Here is a 21,634-nt window from a genome sequence, read left to right on the forward strand (position 1 = left end):
GTTATCCATTATAAAACCATGAACCCGAGAACTTCCCCATTAACTAAAAAAGTAAGCTTATGTATAGCGGCTGTTTTGTGGCTGTGTACCGCTGCGTTTGCCGATACCGTTAAGGTAGCATCAATTGATGCTTTGCAAAGTGCTATCAATAATGCCAAAGCAGGCGATGTAGTGATATTAGCCAACGGCGTATATTATACCACAGCAGATATTACGATCGACCGGAAAGGGACAAAAGAAAACCCGATCATCATCTGCGCCGAAACTATCGGTAATGCCGAAATTAATGGTAACGGCGGTTTTAACCTGGCAAGCGGTGCGGCATATGTTACCATTAAAGGGTTTAAGTTTACGCACAAATCATCCAAAGCTAAAACAGCTGGGGGCAGCAGGTTTTGCCGCTGGACACAGAATATTTTTGAAAACAGCGGCGACGGTGAGGACCTCACCATAGCCGGCAGCGATCACGAGATAGATCATAACACTTTTCAGAATAAAAATGCGATGGGGCGTTTCCTGGCTATCCGCGGAACGGGCAAGCAAATCGCCGAAAGGTTAAGCATCCATCATAATTATTTTAATAACTATGTAAGCCAGGGCGGTAAAAATGGTGCCGAAACCTTACAGTTCGGATTAAGCGGTTTTAGCCTATCGACCAGTAACAGCGTTGTAGAGTATAATCTGTTCGAGCAGTGTGCCGGCGAAAATGAGCTGATCTCAGTAAAAGCATCTGGCGTTACCTTGCGTTACAATACCATCCGCAATTGCCCTGCACAATTTACCCTGAGGCACGGTAATAAATCCGTCGTTTATGGTAACTACTTTATCAACACACCGGGCCTGCGCATTTTTGGCGACGACCATTTTATTGTGGGAAATTACTTTGAAAACTGTAAGCCGGCCATAACTATAGGCAACGGCGATGGTGAGGTTGCCGACGGCGCCCAACTAACTGCTCACGACAGACCCGACCGGGTAGTGATATCCTATAATATCCTGGTCAATAATCCCGAAAACTATGTCATGACCCAGCGTACCAACGGCATGGGCGCAACATCCACCACATTTAGTAATAATATTATACAAGGCGGCGGCCCTGCAGCAACGATAACCGGTCCGTATCCTGATGCCAAGTGGAGCGGTAATGTTTTATTTAATGTAAAAAATGCTGGCGCCATACCGACAGAAGGTTTTACGCAAGCCGATCCTAAACTTACCCGGTCGGCAGGCGGATATTATGCTCCGGCAGGTGTAGAAGCTAAACTTTACTACCCACTGGTTAAGGTTACCACGAATGGCAGGATAGAAAGCAATACCAATGGCACAGCCGGCTATATTTTGACCGCTGCCGATGTTGGATATAAGGCTCCTAAATAAACAATAAACCCAAACCAATTGTATTTAAAGCGGGTCAGAAATCGCGGGCTGTTTACAACCCGGGATAATGGCCATTAAGTGTAATAACCACAGTTTTATAGGCGTTAAACCATTTATTGTCAAAATAGCTGAATAATTTGCCAATACCAAGCAATGGGCTTAATTAAATAATTAGGTACTTGCATTAACCAATTTTATAACCAAGTTTTTCTCCAAACCACTTTAACCAAAATGATGATGAACCAAATTATGACGCACCTCTATTCTCTAAATTTTCCCGGTATTTTTTAATTAACTCCTTAATTATTAACAGAATCCTAATCTCAATTAGTATTATGGTCAAACTATTTACTCAAAAAATTACGACGGCAGGCGGCCACATTTTGCGGCTATCTTTGCTGATGCTTGTTTTATTGATCAGTGCATCAATAGTGCATGCACAAAATGCCGGTATCAAAGTTTCCGGTACCGTTACCGACCCCAAAGGCGAAACGCTGATAGGGGTAACTGTAAAAGTAAAGGGTACAACTGCCGGTGTAGTTACCGATATTAATGGTAAGTATACCGTATCAGTAGCCGATGATAAAGCAATCCTGGTATTTAGCTATATTGGCTACAACCCGCACGAAGAAGTGGTAGGCACGCGCCGTACAATTAACGCCACTTTAAAGGAAACCTCGAACGATTTGAGCGAGGTTGTGATAACCGGTTACGGCCAGGAAGTTAAAAAACGCGACCTGACAGGTTCTATAGCCACCGTAAGCGCTAAACAAATTGACGAACGCCAGCCGGTAACGCTATTTGATGCTCTGCAAGGCCAGGCCGCCGGCGTTTTGGTTACCAACGATAACGGCGACCCATCAGGCGAAGGTACCATCGTTATCCGTGGAGCCGGTACAGTAAACTCGGGCACCGGCCCATTGTACGTAATTGATGGTGTGATCAGCACCGATGCTAATTACCTTAATCCTACCGATATCGCTTCGATCGAGGTTTTGAAAGATGCCGCTTCGGCAGCTATTTATGGTTCGCGCGGCGCTAACGGTGTAATATTAATAACTACCAAACGCGGGCAGGAAGGTAAGCCCTCAATAACAGCTACTTACGGCCATTTATTTGGTAAACTGGCTCACAGCCTGCCTACAACTTCAGCAAACGATCTGCGCTACTATCGTAAAAACCGCGGTGATGGTAACAATGGCATCAACCAGGATTCGGTAAACCATTACCTGAACGCTGATAACGATTACCAGGATCTGTTGTTCAGAACAGCCAATAAAAACACCTATACCCTGGGTATAAGCGGTGGCCAAAAAGGCTTAACCTATTATACTGGTATCGGCTATATCGATGATCAATCGATCGTGATCAACAGCTACATCAAAAGGCTGCAATCTACTATCAACGTTGATTTTCAACCGAATGAGAAGTTCAAGGTGACCAATAATCTGTCGTTCGCATACCAAACAGGTAATGATATCCCGGTTGGTACAAGTATCAAACAAATATTTGAGCGTAACCCATGGACAGCGATCTATCGCCCTGACGGTACATTGGCAAGCTATGTAGAATCAAAACGTAACCCGGTTGCTTATGCCTTATTGCAAACCAATGGCGCAACCAGCTACCTGGCACAGTATAATGTGTCGGCTATCTATTCGTTTACTAAAGACCTGAAGTTGACCGGTAGCTTTAACGCAAAATTGAACAATCCAACTACCCAATCGTTTACGCCTACTATTTTAACCAGCGGTGGTACCGGTGCCGACGTGGGTAGCAGTACTGATGTCCGTCAGTTCTCATACCAGGTGCAAACCTTCTTAAACTATCACCACACCTTTAAAGGCGTGCATAATTTAAATGGTACTTTAGGTTTTAGCCGCGAGCATTTTAGAAGCGATGAGTATGATATAGGCGATAACAACTACCTGAGCGAGCTGGTATATACCTCAAACGTAGGTATTGTTGACTTAACCAAAACCGGCACAAGCGCCACTGCATTTGGCACTGAGTCGTTATTTGGCCGTTTGGGTTACGATTACAAATCGCGATACATTTTAACCGGTACATACCGTCGCGACGGTTCTTCAAGGTTCGGCCCCAATAGCAAATGGGGTAACTTTTACTCGGGCGCTATCGCGTGGCGCTTTACCGACGAGAAGTTCATGAGCTGGACAAGGAAGTTCCTGGATGATGGTAAATTGCGCTATAGCTTCGGACAGTTAGGTAACGATCAATTATCTAAGAATTATCTTTATGCAACGCTAATCAACTTCGGAAGTGACAATACCAATGCCTCATATAACGGAAACAGTTCGGCGGCATTATCTTCGGTATTGGGTAACAATGCCATTAAATGGGAAACCACCACTACCCAAAATTTTGGTATGGATCTGACCTTCCTGAAAGGCCGTTTAACCTTTACACCAGAGTATTATATTAAAAAAACCAGCGGATTATTATATCCTACAGCCCTGCCTGAAGAAACAGGTTCGGGTACAGTAACGGTTAACCTGGGCGATATAGATAACCGCGGTTTGGAGCTTACCTTAACCGGTTCGCCTATCGTAAGCAAAGACTTTAACTGGAATATCAGCGCTAACGCAACCTTCCAACAGGCCGGTTTAATTACAGCTCTGGCTAACCATACCACCATGTATACGGGCTCGTACATTATACAGGAAGGCGGCCATGTAGGCGATTTTTACCTGTACAAAAACTTAGGTGTGTACCAGTATGATGTGTCAAACTCGTACGCAGCTAATGGTGACATACTTACCCCGGTTGGCGTATCGGCCGATGGTAAAACCGCTACCAGTTTCCTGGATAACGGTGTACCTTATACCGGCGCTATTCACCAGCTTACCCGTAATGGTTTAACCCTGAAAGGCGGTAACGTTATATGGCAGGATGTTAACAACGATGGTGTAATTGATGCTAATGATAAGCAGATTTTAGGTAACGGTATACCACCGCGTTTCTTTGGCTTAACCAACTACTTTACCTACAAACGCTTTACATTAAACGTAACCTTCAATGCATCGTTCGGTAATAAAGTTTATAACTCAACAGCCAATGGCCAGAATGCCAACAGTTCAACCTATTCGCCACCTACTGTCGACGCCATTTATAACTCATGGTTGCATCAGGGCGATATTGCCAAATATCCGTTATTTACTAACAAAGATACTTATGGCGACATTAGCAACGGTACAAATAGCTTGTACCTGGAAAATGGCTCGTACATCAGGCTGGCTAACGTAAAACTGACCTACTCAATCAGCCCGAAACTGATATCGAAGATCCGCGCTAAAAGCTTCCTGGTATACGCCTACGGTGATAACCTGCTTACCTGGACCGACTATAGCTGGTTCGACCCTGAATTTAGCGGCTCAGTGCTCACACCTGGGTTTGATAACGGTAAGTATCCAAAAAGAAGAGAGATTGGTTTTGGCGTAAACATTGGTTTCTAAAAACTACGAAGATGAATTTTAGCAATAAAATAATAAAAAGAATTATAGGTGTTACTGTCTTTGCCTGCATAGTTGGAGTGATAAGCAGTTGCACTAAAGATGTAACGGAAAATCCGTTAGATTCAGTGAGCTTGGATCAGTACTTCAGAAGTAACAAGGATATAACCGCGGCTTTAGCGGGTATGTATACCTCGTTCCAGGAAGAGATGACCGGCCCGGGTACCGGAAGCGATGCGGGAGGCGATAAGACAGAAGCGTATGGTGGCCGATACAATTATTGGGGCGAAGGCCGGTCGGATAATTTTGACCGTGGCCAGTATAACAACAATACCTCTACCGAGTTATCATTTAATGCCATTACCATTAACAACGCGACAGCCGATTGGGGTGGTTTATACCGTACTATATACAGGGCCAATACCAATATCAAGTACATACCACAGGTTCCTCAGTACGATAATCTGGCCACTGCAACCATTGTAAACAACGCGTTGGCACAAAGCTATGCCATGCGTGCCGAATGCTACTTTTATCTTGTTAGGGTTTGGGGTGATGCCGTAGTATGGACAACGCCTTATACCGATGCAACCCAGCCGCCGGCGAAAACCAGAGTGCCTAAAGCGCAAATTATCGATTCGGTGATTATTCCCGATTTGACTAAAGCTTACTCGTTGATCCAAAAAAACCAAACCCCGGTTGTTTGGAATATTAACGAAGGCGCAATTTGTGCTATGATGGCCGATGTGTACATGTGGCGCGCAGGTCAGCCAAATGGCAGCCAGTCTGACTATCAAAATGCTATTACCTGGATACAGAAGCTGTTTACAGCAAAATCGCCTTTGGGTACTGCTTATACCGGCACATCTGCTACCAACCTGGAAAGTCAGGCTACCTGGAAGAACGCATTTCTTACTCCGGCGGCATCACCAGAAGGTATTTGGAGCATCAACTGGGATAATACAGTAAATGGCTGCGCCTGTTTGCCTATGACCACCCAGTTAAGTAATAACCCGGCGCAAATGGATACGGCGCTTTACTTTAGATGGAAAAAGAATAACAAAGTGGATACCCGTTTTGGTAAAACGATAGATACCCTTGCTACACCAACCGGCTCGTACCTGGCTCACGGCGACAAAACTTTGAAATACTTTGTTACCAACTATAACGCAGCCAACATCCTTGCAACTGGCCAAACAGCATTAAACTTAAATGTTTATTTGGTAATGTATCGTTTGAGTGATATTTATTTAACCCTGGCCGAGGCCTACGCCCAAACCGGCGACCTGGTTAACGCGCTTAAATACCTCAACTTTATTTATGTGCGGGCAAGGAACCCAATTCCACCGGCAACAACGGTTACTCCAATTCCGGCAACGCAATATACCACTACTGCAGCTATGGAGAATGCTATTTTGCTGGAAAGACAATATGAGTTATTCGGCGAAGGTAAGCGTTGGTTCGATCTGGTGCGTACAGGCAATGTGAAAACCGTGATGGACCCGATAGTATCGCGTCGTCAACGGATATTTGGTACCGCACAAACAGGTTTCCAGGATTTGAATAAGATATACTGGCCGTTAAGTCAAAACGCGCTTAATGCTAACCGTTTATTAACCCAAAATGCCGGCTATTAATCATTAAAGCATAATCGAAATGAAAAAGATCAAATATATCATAATAATGCTGGTGGTGTTATCGTCGGCGGCAATCATCATGCCCGGTTGTATGAAGTTGCAGAAAGACTTTACCCGCAGCACAACAGATACCCTCGATGCACATCTCAACAAAACAGCGTGGGCATACTTAAAGTCGCGTGCGTATCAAAACGCTACGCCAAGCGATACCCTGTTCCGCAGGATGTACGACGCGATCATCTATTCGGGTATTGATACCAACGAATACATTAAGCCTAACCGCACCTATTTGTTTCTAAACCAGGCTGCAGCTAAAGCAGTTTGGGCGGGAGTATTTACCTCCGCAAATAAGGCCGGTACCAGTTGGAAGAGTTACCCCGCAGCGGATGTAAAAAATTACCTGCAATACCTGATTTTGCAGGGGCAATATACGCACTATAATTTGCCGGTATACGACGTCGTAGCCAATACCCTGCTTGCGCCAGGCACTTATGCCACAAACCCGGTGAACTTTAAATTTAACTTTACCTCGGCACCGTTTATACCAAACCCAACGTCGACGATGACCATTAAGGTGCTTAATGCGTCGCCAAGCAATACATCCGACTATCCAATACAATTGAATGGATCGATGAACGTAAATACCAGCGATTTATTAGCAACCAATGGCGTTGTGGATGTAATGTCGGTTGCTGTAAACCCTAATTTACCGCAATAACTAAATTGTAATACCCCCCTCTTTAATATAAGTTAACAGAGTGTTATATACAGCACCCTGTTAACTTTTTTAATTTAATCCACTGTCAGCTATCTTACCTCAAACCTTTTAAATGAATTTAACTAAATATGCCGCTTTCGCTACTGCCCTGTTAATAAGCGAAGTAGCCTTTGCCCAAAGGCATCAGTATGATAACAACCTTAAACTATGGTACAACAAACCGGCAACCGCATGGGAAGAAGCCCTGCCTTTAGGCAACGGCACTACCGGGGCAATGGTTTTTGGCAAGGTTGTGCACGAGCGTTTTCAGCTCAACGATCATACCCTATGGTCGGGCTACCCGGTTGATGGTAACAACCCCAGGGGCCCTGAGTATTTGCCCCAGGTACGCCAGGCTATTTTTGATGGCGATTATACCAAAGGTGCAGCTCTGTTTAAAAAAGGTTTGCAGGGTACTTACTCGGCCAGGTATCTGCCCTTGGGCGATCTGCACCTCGATTTTAAATTTAACGATACTACAGCCAGCAATTACTATCGCGATCTGGACCTGAACAACGCCATCGCTACAGTAAAATATAAAGCCGATGGCGTAAACTATACCCGCCAAACCTGGATAAGTTATCCTGGCAGGGTAATGGCAGTGCGCATTACCGCGGATAAAAAAGGTGCAATTAATTTTGCCGCGAGCCTAAGCAGCAAGCTGCATTTTAATGTAGCCGAAAAAAGCAATGATGAGCTGGTGCTTAAAGGTAAAGCGCCTAAATATGTAGCCAACCGCGATTACGAACCCCAGCAGGTAGTGTATGATGATGCCAAAGGCGAAGGGATGAACTTCCGGATCGATCTGAAGGCAATAGCTTCGGGCGGGTCAATCAAAACCAATAACAACATATTAGAGATAACCGGCGCCGACGCCGTGACCTTATATTTAACCGAAGCTACCAGCTTTAACGGTTTTGATCATTCGCCGGGTTTGCAGGGTAAAGATCCGGCAATGGCAGCAAACGCTCACATGGATAACGCATTAAAAAATGGTTATGATAAGCTGAAAGCAGCCCATATTGCCGATTACCAAAAACTGTTTAAACGGGTAAAATTCGATCTGGGTGCCGATGCGGGGATGTTGAAACAACCTACCGATGAGCGTTTGAGGCATTTTAACTTTGATACCCCCGATAGGCAGCTGCAAACCTTATATTACCAATACGGGCGTTATTTACTGATAGCCAGCTCAAGGCCAGGTACGCCGCCGGCAAACCTGCAAGGCATCTGGAACGATGCCGTACAACCACCCTGGGGCAGCAACTATACTACCAATATTAATACCCAGATGAATTACTGGCTGGCCGAAAACACTAACCTTCCGGAATGCCATCAACCGCTATTCGATTTTATAAAAGAGTTATCTGTTAACGGAGCTAAAACGGCTAAAATAAATTACAACATCAACGAAGGCTGGGTTGAGCACCACAACTCGGATATCTGGGCCAAAACATCAACCGTAGGCAATTACGATACCGACCCGAAAGCCAGCACGCGTTATTCGGCATGGCCAATGGGCGGGGCGTGGTTGAGTACGCATTTGTACGAACATTATTTGTTTACCGGCGATAAGGTGTTCTTAAGCAAAACTGGTTACCCCTTGATGAAAGGCGCGGCCTTGTTTATGCTCAACTGGCTCATCAAAGATCCTAAAACAGGTTACCTCATTACTAACCCCGGGGTATCGCCAGAAAACTCGGTTAAGATTAACGGTAAGGAATACGAGATCAGCATGGCCAGCACCATGGATATGTCGATCATCCGCGAGCTGTTCAACAATTGCATCGCATCCGCGAAAGCTTTAAATACTGATGCCGCATTTGTAACCCGTTTGCAAAAGGCCGAAACACAATTATATCCTTTACACATTGGGCAGTACGGGCAGTTACAGGAGTGGTTCCAGGATTGGGACGACCCGAAAGATACGCACCGCCATATTTCGCATCTGTTTGGTTTGTTCCCGGGTAAGTTTATTTCGGTTGAAAGCACGCCCGACCTGGCTGCGGCAGCTAAACAGTCGATGATCTTCAGGGGCGATGTAAGTACAGGCTGGTCGATGGCCTGGAAGGTAAACTGGTGGGCACGTTTGCACGATGGTAACCATGCTTATAAAATACTGGCTTCGGCATTCAATTTTATCGACCCGACATCGACCATTAAGATGACAGGTGGCGGAACTTTCCCCAACCTGTTCGATGCGCACCCGCCATTCCAGATCGACGGCAATTTTGGCGGCTCGGCAGGTATGACCGAAATGCTGCTGCAAAGCCACACCGGCGCGCTTGAATTATTGCCAGCCCTGCCTGATGCCTGGCCAAGCGGTAGTATAAGCGGTATTAAAGCCCGCGGCAACTTTGAAGTGACTATTAACTGGAGCAATGGCAAATTGAACAAAGCGGTAATTACTTCGAACGACGGCGGTAACTGCAGGGTGAGCAGCGCTACGCCAATAAAGGTTGCTGGAGTAACATTCAAACAGGCATCAGGTGCAAACCCAAACACTTTGGATCAGTGCGAGCCTAAGCCGGAATATCAAAAGAAAGATGGAGTAACGCTAACCGATCTGCCTGTAGCTAAACAATACACCATCGATTTTAAAACCGAAAAAGGTAAAAAATATACCATCGTACCTTTATAAATAAACACTAATGATGAAACGCTGTTGTTTTTTATTGCTGCTTTTACTGTGTATCAAGGTGCATGCGCAGGATAGGGCTGCCTGGATGCAAAAGGCAAAATTTGGTGTGATGACGCATTACCTGCCCGACTGGTTGCGCCAAACCGAGAACCTTAAAATTGATGTAGCCAAATGGAACGAACTGATCGATCATTTTGATGTGAATGCTTTAGCCGACCAGGTTAAAGGTGTTGGCGCATCGTACATGATATTTACCATCGGGCAAAACTCGGGCTTTTATGATGCACCGAATAGCACTTATGATAAGATAGTCGGCATTAAACCAAGCAAATGCTCCAGGCGCGATTTGATAGCCGACCTGTCGGACGCTTTGCATAAACGCGGTTTAAAACTCATCGTTTACATGCCATCGGGTGCGCCTAACGGCGATTCGACAGCTAAAAGAGCTTTACAATGGCAAAACGGCCCGCATCCTAACAAAGAATTTCAAAACAACTGGGAACAGATCATCAGGGAATGGTCGGTACGATGGGGTACAAAAGTTGATGGTTGGTGGTTTGATGGTTGTTACTGGCCCAATATCATGTACCGTACTGAAACCACGCCCAATTTTAAAAGCTTCGCGGCCGCGGCACGGGCGGGTAACCCTAACAGTATTGTAGGTTTTAACCCGGGAGTTTTTTACCGGCTCAGCAGCATTACTCCTTACGAAGACTACATTGCCGGCGAGATCAATAAAGACGACCTGGTGACCATTAACCACCCATACGATGGTAAGGTAGATGACAAACAGATACATGCCCTGAGTAACCTTGGCGAAAAATGGGGCATGGGCAAACCGCGTTTTACTTTGGAGCAGATCATCGGTTATACCAAAAAAATAAACGATGCAGGCGGCGCCATGACCTGGGACGCGCCCATACAAAGCAGTGGGTTAATCTATCCGGCATATATTGAACAGTTAAGTGCGATAGGCAAAACCATATCCCGTTAAGGCAAAAAAGCTGAATAACAAGCCAACACCCGATAACAAACAATTGTCCATTATACATTAATTGCGGCATTGTAAGCCTGATATGAAATTTTTGAAATACGCTTTATGTGGTTTGTTTTTGCTTGCCGCAATATCATTAAATGCCCAGCAATTAAACTGGAATGAGGTTGAACCCGGCATATGGAAAGCTGTTGCCGGCAAACCCGAAGCTTTCGACCTGCTGAAGGCCGGAGGCGCTGTGCCTTACCATGCCGGCCTGGCCGAAATGGGCGAAACCAAATTTCCCTTGCAGCAGGCGGATATCAGCGCTAAAATTATTGATGGTAAAACCTATCTGAGCTTCCCGCTCGAAAAGGAAGAGCAGTTATATGGTTTCGGGTTGAACTTTCAAACCGTGCACCAGCGCGGTAAAATATTAACCCTGCATGTAGACAATTATGCCGGTAAGGACGATGGGCATACGCATTGCCCCACACCTTTTTATGTATCATCCAAAGGATACGGCGTTTTTATCAATTGTGCCCGTTACATTAAAGTTTACGCCGGTACTGCCGTGATGCGCGATAGCAAAACGCCGGCCAAAGTGCAGGACAGGAACCTGGATAAGAATTGGGTATCGAAACCCTATTCGGATAATGTAGAGATGCTGGTACCTGCCGAAGGAGCCGAGATCTACGTATTTGGCGGGCCAACGGCTATGGACGCTGTGCGCCGGTATAACCTGTTAAATGGTGGTGGTTGCCTGCCGCCGCGCTGGGGCCTGGGCTTTACCCAGCGTATGCAGCGCTTAACCGATGCCAACGGCGTTGCCGAAGAAGCCAGGGCTTTTGAAGATAAAGGCTATCCGTTGGATTTTATCGGGTTGGAGCCGGGCTGGCAAAGCAAATCGTACCCTTGTACTTTTGAGTGGGATAAAACCCGTTTCCCCGAACCTAAAGCACTGGTACAGGATATGCTGAAAAAAGGCATCCGCATTAATTTATGGACTAACCCATACATATCGCCCGAGGCACCGATCTATAAAAATATTCTGCCTTATACCGGCACTTTTACCGTTTGGAACGGGGCCGTGGCCGATATCAGCATGCCCGAAGCCAGGAAGATCTTTTTCGGCCAGTTGGGTAAAGATAAAGTGGATATCGGCGTAAGCGGTTATAAAATGGACGAGGTTGATGGTGGCGATGTTTACCTGTGGCCCGATGTGGCAGTTTTTCCGTCGGGCCATAGCGCCGAGCAAATGCGCCAAACTTACGGAGTGATGATGCAGCGCTACATTACCGAGTTATACCACGATAAAAACCAGCGCACTTATGGTTTGGTGCGCGCATCAAATGGTGGCGGCAGCAGGTTACCTTATGTTATTTACAACGATTATTATAACCACCAGGATTTTATTACGGCTTTAATTAACAGTGGTTTTGCCGGCGTATTGTGGACTCCAGAAGTACGCGCCTCAAAAACTGCCGAGGAATGGTTGCGCAGGTTCCAATCGAACATATTTTCGCCGATGGCGATGATCAATGCCTGGGCCAGCGGTACCAAACCCTGGACTTTCCCCGAAGTGGCCGAGCTGGTAAAACAACTGGCTAACCTGCGTATGCAGATGATGCCATATTGGTACAGCGAGTTTGCCAAATACCACTTTCAGGGCATACCGCCGTTCAGGGCTATGAATTTGGAGCCGGGCTTTCAAGGTATTGAGGTAGCAAAAGATGTCGCGCCTAAGAAGAAAGTAAACCTCGAAGAAAACCCGTACGAAGAGGCGTCGCAAAAAGAAATAAAAGACCAGTACATGGCTGGTGAAAATATCCTGGTAGCACCCATGTTTACCGGGCAAACAACCCGCACCGTCATCTTACCCAAAGGTAAATGGTATGATTTTTATACCGGCAAGCTGGCCGGCGATGGGCAGGTAATCACCGTTACGCCGGGTTTGGACAAGATACCGGTGTATGTAAAGGACGGCGGTATTATCCCCATGATGCCCGCTATGCTGCATGCGCCAAAGGCAGGTGACAAAGTAGATATCGAAGTGCGTTATTACGGCGATAAGCCCGGCGTATATCGCTTATATGACGACGACGGCGAAACTTTTAATTACGAAAAAGGCGAGTACAGCTTTAGGGATATCAAGGTTGAAAAGGTAAATGGTCAGTTAAAAGGCAGTATCAGCAACGCGGCAGCCGGCAAACCAAATACCGTGGGTAAGGTTACTTTTAAAATGATGACGGAGTAGAGGCGATGCAATCGCCAGAACACGTTAAGCGCTCGTTACAAACGAACGCAAGTATCAAGGTCAATCCGTGCCTAAGGCATCTTGCTAATATCGCTGAATAATTTGATGTTTTAAGCGTATATCTTCGCTAAACTAAGGATATGAAAAATATTATAACCGCTTTTTTATTCGTTTCGCTTTCGGCCTTTACTATGGTAAAACCTGCCGATGAGCCCGCATTTAAAACAGAAATTATTGCCACGCTACGCAAAAGTGTAATGGCCGAGGCCGAGTGGGCCATGCAGCAGAAACCGATAACAGTAACAGCCGAAACCTGCAGCCGCAGCGCGGGCGGTAAGCACGATTTTTATTCGGAAGGCGATTACTGGTGGCCCGATCCTAAAAACCCGAACGGTCCGTACATCCAAAGGGATGGCATGACCAACCCCGAGAACTTTGTGGCGCACCGGTTGGCGATGATCCGTTTTAGCAGGATCATCGGTGCATTGGCATCTGCTTACAAACTTACGCATGATGTTAAATATGTTAAACACGCTATCGTGCATCTTAGAGCATGGTTTATTGATCCGGAAACGTTGATGAACCCTAACCTGCAATATGCGCAGGCCTTAAAAGGTATTACTACCGGCAGGGGTATCGGTATTATCGATACCATTCAACTGATGGAAGTAGTACAGGGCCTGATGGCGATGGAAAACGACAAAGCCATAGATAAAAACGTGGTAAGAGGCGTTAAAGATTGGTTCGCACAATACATCGTATGGTTAACCACCAGCAAAAACGGAGCAGAAGAAAAAGCGGCTAAAAATAATCACGGTACCTGCTGGGCTATGCAAACCGCCTGCTTTGCACGTTTTACGCATAATCAAACGGTGATGGATAGCTGTAGCAACCGTTATAAATACATTTTTCTGCCAAACCAGGTAGCGGCCGATGGAAGCCTGCCGCTGGAGCTGAAACGTACCAAACCATTTGGCTATTCCATTTTTGATCTGGATGCCTTGACTACACTTTGTCAGATACTATCTACCAAAAACAATAATCTTTGGGAGTATCAGACAGTTGACGGCCGCTCGATAAAAACAGCAATCAGTTATTTATACCCTTTTCTTAACGATAAAAGCAAGTGGCCCTTTGCGCACGATGTGATGTATTGGGACGAGTGGCCCGTAGCACAGCCTTCGCTGGTGTTTGGTGCGATGGCTTATCAGAACGTTGAATGGCTCAACACCTGGAAGCGCCTCAATCACGACCCGAAAGTTGAAGAGGTGATCAGGAATTTGCCGGTACGGCATCCGCTGATCTGGATGGATTAAGCGTTTGGATTTGACAACTTTTTAAAAGTTGTCAAATCTTGAATACGGCTTTACAACGAAACCCCTCGTTTCCACGGAATAAAATCATCCTGCCCCAATTGTTGCGATTTAACGATCACGTTGCCGCTGGCTACTTCGATCACATGATCTAAGATACGTTCGGCGGCTTGCTCGATGGTCTCAGTGCCATCAATAATGGTACCGCAATCCAGGTCGATAATGTCGTGCATCCGGTTATAAATGGCTGAGTTGGTGGAAATTTTAACAACCGGGACTATTGGGTTGCCGGTTGGGGTACCCAATCCGGTAGTAAATAATACGATATTGGCGCCCGCGGCAACTTCGGCGGTAGTACTTTCTACATCATTGCCCGGGGTGCATAATAAATTTAAGCCGGGTTTGCTCACCTTTTCGGGATAATCGAGTACATCGGTAATGGGCGAGGTGCCGCCTTTTTTTGCGGCGCCTGCCGATTTAATGGCATCTGTAATCAAACCATCGCGAATGTTGCCCGGCGAAGGGTTGGCATAAAAGCCCGAACCCGATTCTTCGGCGCGCCGGTTATACACGCGCATCAGGCTGATGAACCTTCGTGCGGTATCCTCGTCAATGCAACGGTCGCTTAGCTCCTGTTCAACGCCGCACAACTCCGGGAATTCGGCTAAGATCACCGAACCGCCAAGCGCTACTAAAATATCAGACACATAACCCAATGCCGGGTTGGCCGATATACCCGAAAAGCCATCCGAACCGCCACACTCCAAACCAATGCAAAGCTTGCTGATAGGCGCAGGCTGGCGCTCGGTTTTGTTTACCTCCATTAATGCGGCAAAGGTATGTTTAATGGCTTTTTGCAGCAGATGGCTTTCTGTACCCTCCTTTTGCTGTTCCAATATCAGCAACGGCTTGTTAAATTCGGGGTTGCGTTTTTGTATTTCGGCTTTTAAGATACTTGCCTGCGAATGCTGGCATCCCAAACTTAAAACAGTAGCGCCTGCTACGTTGGGATGTGTAATATACCCGGCCAATAAACCGCATAAGCTATCCGAATCCATCCGTGTACCGCCGCAGCCCATATCGTGGGTTAAAAATTTAATGCCGTCTATATTTTTAAAAACACGGTGCTGCCCGTTGGCCGATGGTGTACCGTGGATATCTGCTGTCAGGATCTCTTCGATCGAGCGGCCTGTCTGGTACAAATTGATCAGGTTGTCTACATCGTGTTCAAAAGCCTTGGGCCGTTTATAACCCAGCTTATTCACCAATGCATCCTTCAATACTTCAACGTTCCGGTTTTCGCAAAATACCAAAGGTATCACCAGCCAGTAGTTTGCAGTGCCAACAGAACCATCGGTGCGGTGGTACCCCATAAATTCTTTTTGCTCCCACTCGCCGGTCTGTGGCTTGTGCCAGTCGGTTTTACGGCGGCCCAATTCAAAATCTTCGGCAGCATGGCGGATGTTCTTTGTGGTAATGGCGGCACCTTTTTCTATAGGCTCAACTGCTTTTCCAACCAATACGCCATACATGTAAATAGGGTCGGCCGGTTGCAGATCGGTAATAGCGAATTTATGCTTAGCGGCAACATCGGTTATTAATACAATGTTCTGGCCGTTATGATTTACTGAGGTGCCTCTGGTTAGATTCTGCAGCGCAACCAGTACATTATCTTTAGGATGTATCTGTAAAAAGGTATGAGGTGTATTTAACATGTTGTTTTGACAATTATTGCAATACGGTATTGCCTGATGAAAATTGTTAATACAAAGAAAGCATCCTGCTAAAATTTATCATTCGGGAGATGAGTAACTTGTTAAGCTATTTTGGCATAATTTAATGTGCTTTTTGATGTTAATAATAAATAAAACGTACTGATTTAATGAGCTAAGGCTTTTGTACGTATTTTTGAATTAAATTAGCAACAACACTAACCACTAACCGCTAAACGCTTTAAATTTTTGAACAGGGTATCGCGCATACTGCTTATTTTTCTTTGCCTGCATTTTTTACAGGCGGGCAACGGATATGCACAAAATCAACTGGTTTTTAAGAATATTAATGTTGATAACGGGCTGTCGCAAAATACGGTCATGTCGGTGCTGCAGGATAACAAGGGCTATATCTGGGTTGGCACGTTTGATGGACTAAGCCGCTTTAACGGCCTGGAGTTTAAGGTTTTTAAAAATGACCTTAAGGATGCCGGTAGTATCAGCAATAATAAGATCAATAAATTATTTAAAGACAGGCAAGGCAATATCTGGGCAGGCACCATTGATGGGCTGAACGTGTACAATCCCGATAAGGAATGTTTTACACGCTACAAAGCCAACGATAACAGCGGCAGTTATACCGTGCTGGATATTGCCCAGGATAAAAATGGCGTACTTTGGGTAGGTACGTCCGACCATGGCTTATACTATTTAGACCCTCGCAGCGCAGACAGCAGGGCGCACTTGCTTTCCAAATCGGATATATGCGGTAAAAGCAAGGTCACCTGTTTGTATATTGACCATGAAGGAAAATTATGGATAGGCGCGGGGGGCGCCCTCAAGATATTCGATCTGCAAAAACGCGCTTTTTTACCATTGCCTGCTGTCCTCCGGCAAAATTCCGGGTTGCTGGATCCACTGGTCCGCAGTATTATCCAGGATCACGAGGGAAACTATTGGATAGCTACCGAGACGAACGGCTTGTTTTACTATAACACCAGGGAGGCCACCTGTGTTAACTACACCCAGGAAACAGGCTTACTAAGCAGCACGGTAAGAAGTGTGCTCGAACGTGAAGACCACATGATATGGGTGGGGACAAAAAAAGGCCTGAATATCATCAATACCCAAACCAAACAAATACGGTCGTTTATAAACGATCCGATCAATCCAAACTCGCTGAGTCAAAACTCCATCAGGTGTATTTTCAAAGATAATGAGAACAACATCTGGATAGGCACCTATAACGGTGGGCTCAACTCGGTATACAGCCAGTACGATAACTTTTATTCGCTCGGACTAAAGCGCGGTAATAACAACGGACTGTCGTACGGTATTGTTAATGCTATTAATAATGGTAACGATAGGGATTATTGGATAGGCACAGATGATGGCGGACTTAACCACTTAAACAGCGACCTGCAGAATATTCATATTTATTACCAGTTTAACGGCGCAAGCCGCGAGCTCCTGGGCAATAGTATCAAAGCTATTGAGAACCACACCGATCCCAACAAATTATGGATAGCTACCGGTAGCGGTTTGACGGTTTTTGATAAACATACTGGCACTTTTACGCCCGTTAACCTCATAGCCAAACCCTCGTTGCCGGGTTTTATACACAGCTATGTGTTACAACGGGATGCGGGAGGATTGTGGATAGGATCGAATTTCAGCGGCTTGTATTATCTCGAAAATAACAACCAACTGCATTACTATCAAACGCCCGAAAATAACATCACTGCTATTTTTAAAGATGGCGACAGGATGTGGATAGGACAAAAAAACAAAGGCCTGTGCATGCTCAACCTGTCATCTCATCAGCCGGCGGGCTACCTGATTGATAAAGCGCATTATTATAACCTGAATAACAACGCGGTGCTATCCATCTTCAGAGATTCGAAGAACAGGCTGTGGATCGGCACCGATGGCGGAGGGCTTAATTACTTTGATGCAAAGGCCAGCCGGGTTTATAGTATTAACGAAAGTCAGGGCATAGCCAATGGTAGTATCCACGCCATTTTGGAGGATAAGGCCGGGCGGCTCTGGGTGAGTACCAACCGGGGCATATCGTGCATCACCTTTAAAACTTTTAAGCCTCCGTTTGATAAAAGCGCGCTGGGAGTAGCCAATTATGGTGTTGCCGACGGTTTGCAAAGCAACCAGTTTACGACTGGTGCCGCAATTAAAACACCCGATGGTAACCTGGTATTTGCCGGTATTAATGGTATTACGTTATTTAATCCGGATAGGATCAGGATCAATAGTGTAAAACCGCAGGTGGTGTTTACCGATTTCTCGATATTTAATAAACCGGTGAGGTTTGGTGCGGACGATTCGCCGCTGCAGAGGCCTATTGACGAAACCAACGAAATCACATTAAAATACAGCCAGGCTTTTTTCAGCATCAGGTTTGCCGCATTAAACTATATCAATCCGGATAAAAATCAGTTTGCGTTTAAACTGGAGGGCTTTTCGGATAACGACTGGCATTACGTGGGCAACCAGCCTATTGCAACCTATACCAACCTCGACCCGGGCACCTATTATTTTAAGATTAAAGCCGCCAATAACGACGGGGTGTGGAACGAAACGCCCAGGGTTGTAAAAATAACCGTTTTGCCCCCCTGGTATAAAACCTGGTATGCTTTTGTGGGCTATGCCGCCCTGATCATCTTCCTGCTGTATTTGTTTAACGCGTACTCGAAAAAAACCGAAAGATTGAAAAATGAGCTCGAGTTTGAATCGCTGAGCCACGCCAAAGACCAGGAACTGGCACAAAAACAGCTAAGTTTCTTTGCCAATATCTCGCACGAGATCAAAACGCCGCTCACCATGATCATGGCGCCGATTGAACGGATGATAGAGATGAACATTGGCAATAACAAAGTGCAGAACCAGCTGATGCTGATGCAGCGAAATGGCGAACGGCTCATCAGGCTGATCAACCAATTGCTGGATAAGCGAAAGCTCGAAAGCGGGCATATGCACCTGAAGGCTGCCGAAGGCGACATTGTGATCTTTGTCAGAGAGATAAAACTGGCTTTTGTCGGATTAGCCAAAGCCAAAAACATCAGTCTGAAATTTAACGCGAAGGATGTCGCGATACCGGTCTGGTTCGATCGGGATAAGCTGGAAAAGGTGTTGTATAATCTGCTGTCCAATGCGATAAAGTTTACGCCAGATTATGGAAAGGTAAGTGTTTCGGTATCGGCCACAGGTAGTAACGCACTGATCGTGGTGGAAGACAATGGCCGCGGCATACCTGCAGATCGTATCGATAAGATATTTAGCCAGTTTAACCATTATGAGGATACCATTAAAGTAGAAGGCACCGGCCTGGGACTGGCATTTTCAAAAGAACTGATCCAGTTGCATCATGGTAAATTAAGTGTTGAAAGCAGGCCGGAAGTGGCCGGTCAACCGGGCGAAACCCGTTTCAGTATCGAACTGCCGCTGGGTAAAGAGCATTTAAAAGACAATGAAATAGCCGGTAACTATCATGATAGCGAAGATATTTTAAGCTATACCCAAACCGAGAAGTCGGTTAAAGCGCAACTGGAGCTTAAAAAAGCGAAAATATTGAAGCACGATGATCGCGAAAGCTTCTCGATGCTGATTGTGGAAGATAACGAGGATGTGCTGAATTTTATTAAAGAAGGCTTTGCTGCCGATTTTGAGGTTCATACTGCGGTTAATGGTTTGGATGGGTTGCAGCTGGCAAAAGAAGTGAGCCCGGATATTATTATCAGCGATGTTATGATGCCTGGCCTTAATGGTATCGAACTGTGCAGCAGGCTTAAATCGGATATTGATACCAGCCACATACCTGTTATTTTGCTTACCGCGCGCACCCAGCTGATATTTAAAATGGAGGGCCTGGAAACAGGGGCCGACGATTACATCACCAAGCCGTTCAATTTTAACATGATCGAGGCGCGGGTTTGGAACCTGATAGAAAACCGGCAGAAGCTGCGCGAGCGCTACCAGAAAGAGATTAAACTCGAGCCTCAGAATATCGCGATAAGCAACCTCGACGAAGCCTTTTTGATGAAAGTGCTGAATTATATTGAGCAGCATATTACCGATGCCGACCTGAGCGTTGAGCAACTGAGCAATGAAGTGGCTATGAGTAAAAGCTCGTTCTATAAAAAAATAAAATCGCTCACCAACCAGACAGGTATTGAGTTTATAAGGACAGTGCGCGTTAAACGTGCTGCGCAATTACTCGAACAAGGTCAGCTTACGGTTAACGAAGTGGCCTACATGGTAGGTTTTATGGACGTGGATTATTTTAGAAAATGCTTTAAAGAGCATTTCGGTTATACCCCTAAGGAGCACCCTGTGCAAAAAACCACCGAAATATAGGGTGTTGATATAATGTATTGATTGTGAGTTATTTGTTGGTTAATTCGATTAAAACACCTCCTGTAAAAAACAGATTTGTCGGGTAATTCTTACCTAAGTCACATGGTTTTCTGAAAGCTTTGGCAGCTAACTTTGGTTTAACCGGCAGATAGAGATATCTGTCAATTATAAACCAATGCCACCGAGGCACCAATAAACCATTATGAAACCACAACTACTCAAAGTCTCAAAAGGACCTGCACACTCTTTCAGTGTGCGCCAGGATCTGGTTCCACATTTTAATAACAAATGGCATTATCATGCCGAGGTTGAGCTGATACACTTTAAAAAAGGTGAAGGCACCCAATTTATCGGCGATAACATCAGCCATTTTAAAGCGGGCGATGTTGTATTGGTAGGCGCTCAATTGCCGCACTATTGGAGGTTTGATGAATCGTACTTTAAGGAAGACCCCAAACACAGTGCCGACGTAAGGGTTGCTCACTTTTGCGAGAATTTTTGGGGCGACCAGTTTTTACAGCTTCCAGAAAATAAAGCGCTCAAAAACGTATTAGAGAAAGCCAAATGCGGCATCAAGATCAACGGCAAAACCAAAACAGTGGTGGCCGAAATACTCGAAAGGATGCTTACAGCTGAAGGTACCGAGAAGATTATTTTACTGATGGAGGCGTTGAATACCATTGCTAATTGTAATAAGATCACGATGCTGTCATCGCTGGGGTTTAGCCACAATGCCAACGCCTCGTCGGACAATGAGCGGATCAATGCCATTTACGAATACTCGCTCGCCAATTTCAGGAACAAGATACACCTCGAAGAGATAGCGGCCATTGCTTATGTAAGCCCTAACTCGTTTTGCAGATATTTCAAATCTCACACGCACAAAACCTATTCGCAGTTTTTAATTGAGCTAAAGGTAGGGCATGCGTGCAAACTGCTCATCGAAAACAAAGTACTCATTAAACAACTATGTTACGAGAGCGGATTTAACAATTTTGCAAGTTTCCACAAATTCTTTAAACAGATAACCGGCAAAAGCCCGCTCAACTATCAAAAAGAGTTTATGCAACAAGCTTCATCATAATTCCAGTTTTTTCATACTTGCCGATCCCGCAAAGCGCAGCCCTCC

11 protein-coding genes are annotated in these 21,634 nt (G+C 45.5%); 10 read left to right on the forward strand and 1 reads right to left on the reverse strand.

From position 1 onward, the window contains the following. Positions 1-18 precede the first annotated feature (18 nt). From BEL04_RS11780 to BEL04_RS11815, 8 genes are all read left to right on the forward strand, one after another. Entirely contained in the window at positions 19-1,377 is a 1,359-nt protein-coding gene (locus tag BEL04_RS11780; protein ID WP_066004006.1) for a polysaccharide lyase 6 family protein, read from the forward strand. Positions 1,378-1,712: 335 nt separating this feature from the next. Then, positions 1,713-4,850, forward strand: coding sequence for a TonB-dependent receptor (locus BEL04_RS11785; RefSeq protein WP_066004008.1), 3,138 nt, complete (start codon positions 1,713-1,715; stop codon positions 4,848-4,850). A gap of 125 nt (positions 4,851-4,975) precedes the next feature. Then, complete coding sequence (locus BEL04_RS11790) at positions 4,976-6,484, forward strand: RagB/SusD family nutrient uptake outer membrane protein (RefSeq protein ID WP_254659566.1); 1,509 nt, start codon at positions 4,976-4,978, stop codon at positions 6,482-6,484. Between the two features lie 19 nt (positions 6,485-6,503). Continuing rightward, positions 6,504-7,202: a hypothetical protein gene (locus tag BEL04_RS11795; RefSeq protein WP_066004011.1), complete on the forward strand. Its 699-nt coding sequence runs from the start codon at positions 6,504-6,506 to the stop codon at positions 7,200-7,202. 112 nt (positions 7,203-7,314) lie between these two features. After that, entirely contained in the window at positions 7,315-9,882 is a 2,568-nt protein-coding gene (locus tag BEL04_RS11800) for a glycoside hydrolase N-terminal domain-containing protein (protein WP_066004013.1), read from the forward strand. A 10-nt stretch (positions 9,883-9,892) separates the two neighbouring features. Then, positions 9,893-10,876 (forward strand): alpha-L-fucosidase, encoded by a 984-nt coding sequence (locus BEL04_RS11805; protein ID WP_066004014.1) that lies wholly within the window; start codon positions 9,893-9,895, stop codon positions 10,874-10,876. 82 nt (positions 10,877-10,958) lie between these two features. Next, complete coding sequence (locus BEL04_RS11810) at positions 10,959-13,112, forward strand: TIM-barrel domain-containing protein (RefSeq protein WP_066004015.1); 2,154 nt, start codon at positions 10,959-10,961, stop codon at positions 13,110-13,112. A 140-nt stretch (positions 13,113-13,252) separates the two neighbouring features. Next, on the forward strand, positions 13,253-14,428 hold the full coding sequence (locus BEL04_RS11815) for an alginate lyase family protein (protein WP_066004016.1): 1,176 nt from the start codon (positions 13,253-13,255) through the stop codon (positions 14,426-14,428). A gap of 50 nt (positions 14,429-14,478) precedes the next feature. On the opposite strand, the gene BEL04_RS11820 is transcribed toward BEL04_RS11815, so the two are convergent. Then, positions 14,479-16,140: a UxaA family hydrolase gene (locus BEL04_RS11820; RefSeq protein WP_066004017.1), complete on the reverse strand. Its 1,662-nt coding sequence runs from the start codon at positions 16,138-16,140 to the stop codon at positions 14,479-14,481. A gap of 246 nt (positions 16,141-16,386) precedes the next feature. Between BEL04_RS11820 and BEL04_RS11825 the strand changes: the two genes are divergently transcribed. Together BEL04_RS11825 and BEL04_RS11830 are read left to right on the forward strand one after the other, a co-directional pair. Further along, positions 16,387-20,505, forward strand: a complete 4,119-nt coding sequence (locus BEL04_RS11825) for a two-component regulator propeller domain-containing protein (protein ID WP_066004019.1) — start codon at positions 16,387-16,389, stop codon at positions 20,503-20,505. Positions 20,506-20,707: 202 nt separating this feature from the next. Then, on the forward strand, positions 20,708-21,589 hold the full coding sequence (locus tag BEL04_RS11830) for an AraC family transcriptional regulator (protein ID WP_066004021.1): 882 nt from the start codon (positions 20,708-20,710) through the stop codon (positions 21,587-21,589). Positions 21,590-21,634 lie beyond the last annotated feature (45 nt).

The sequence above is a fragment of the Mucilaginibacter sp. PPCGB 2223 genome (genome assembly GCF_001705515.1).
Lineage (GTDB): Bacteria > Bacteroidota > Bacteroidia > Sphingobacteriales > Sphingobacteriaceae > Mucilaginibacter.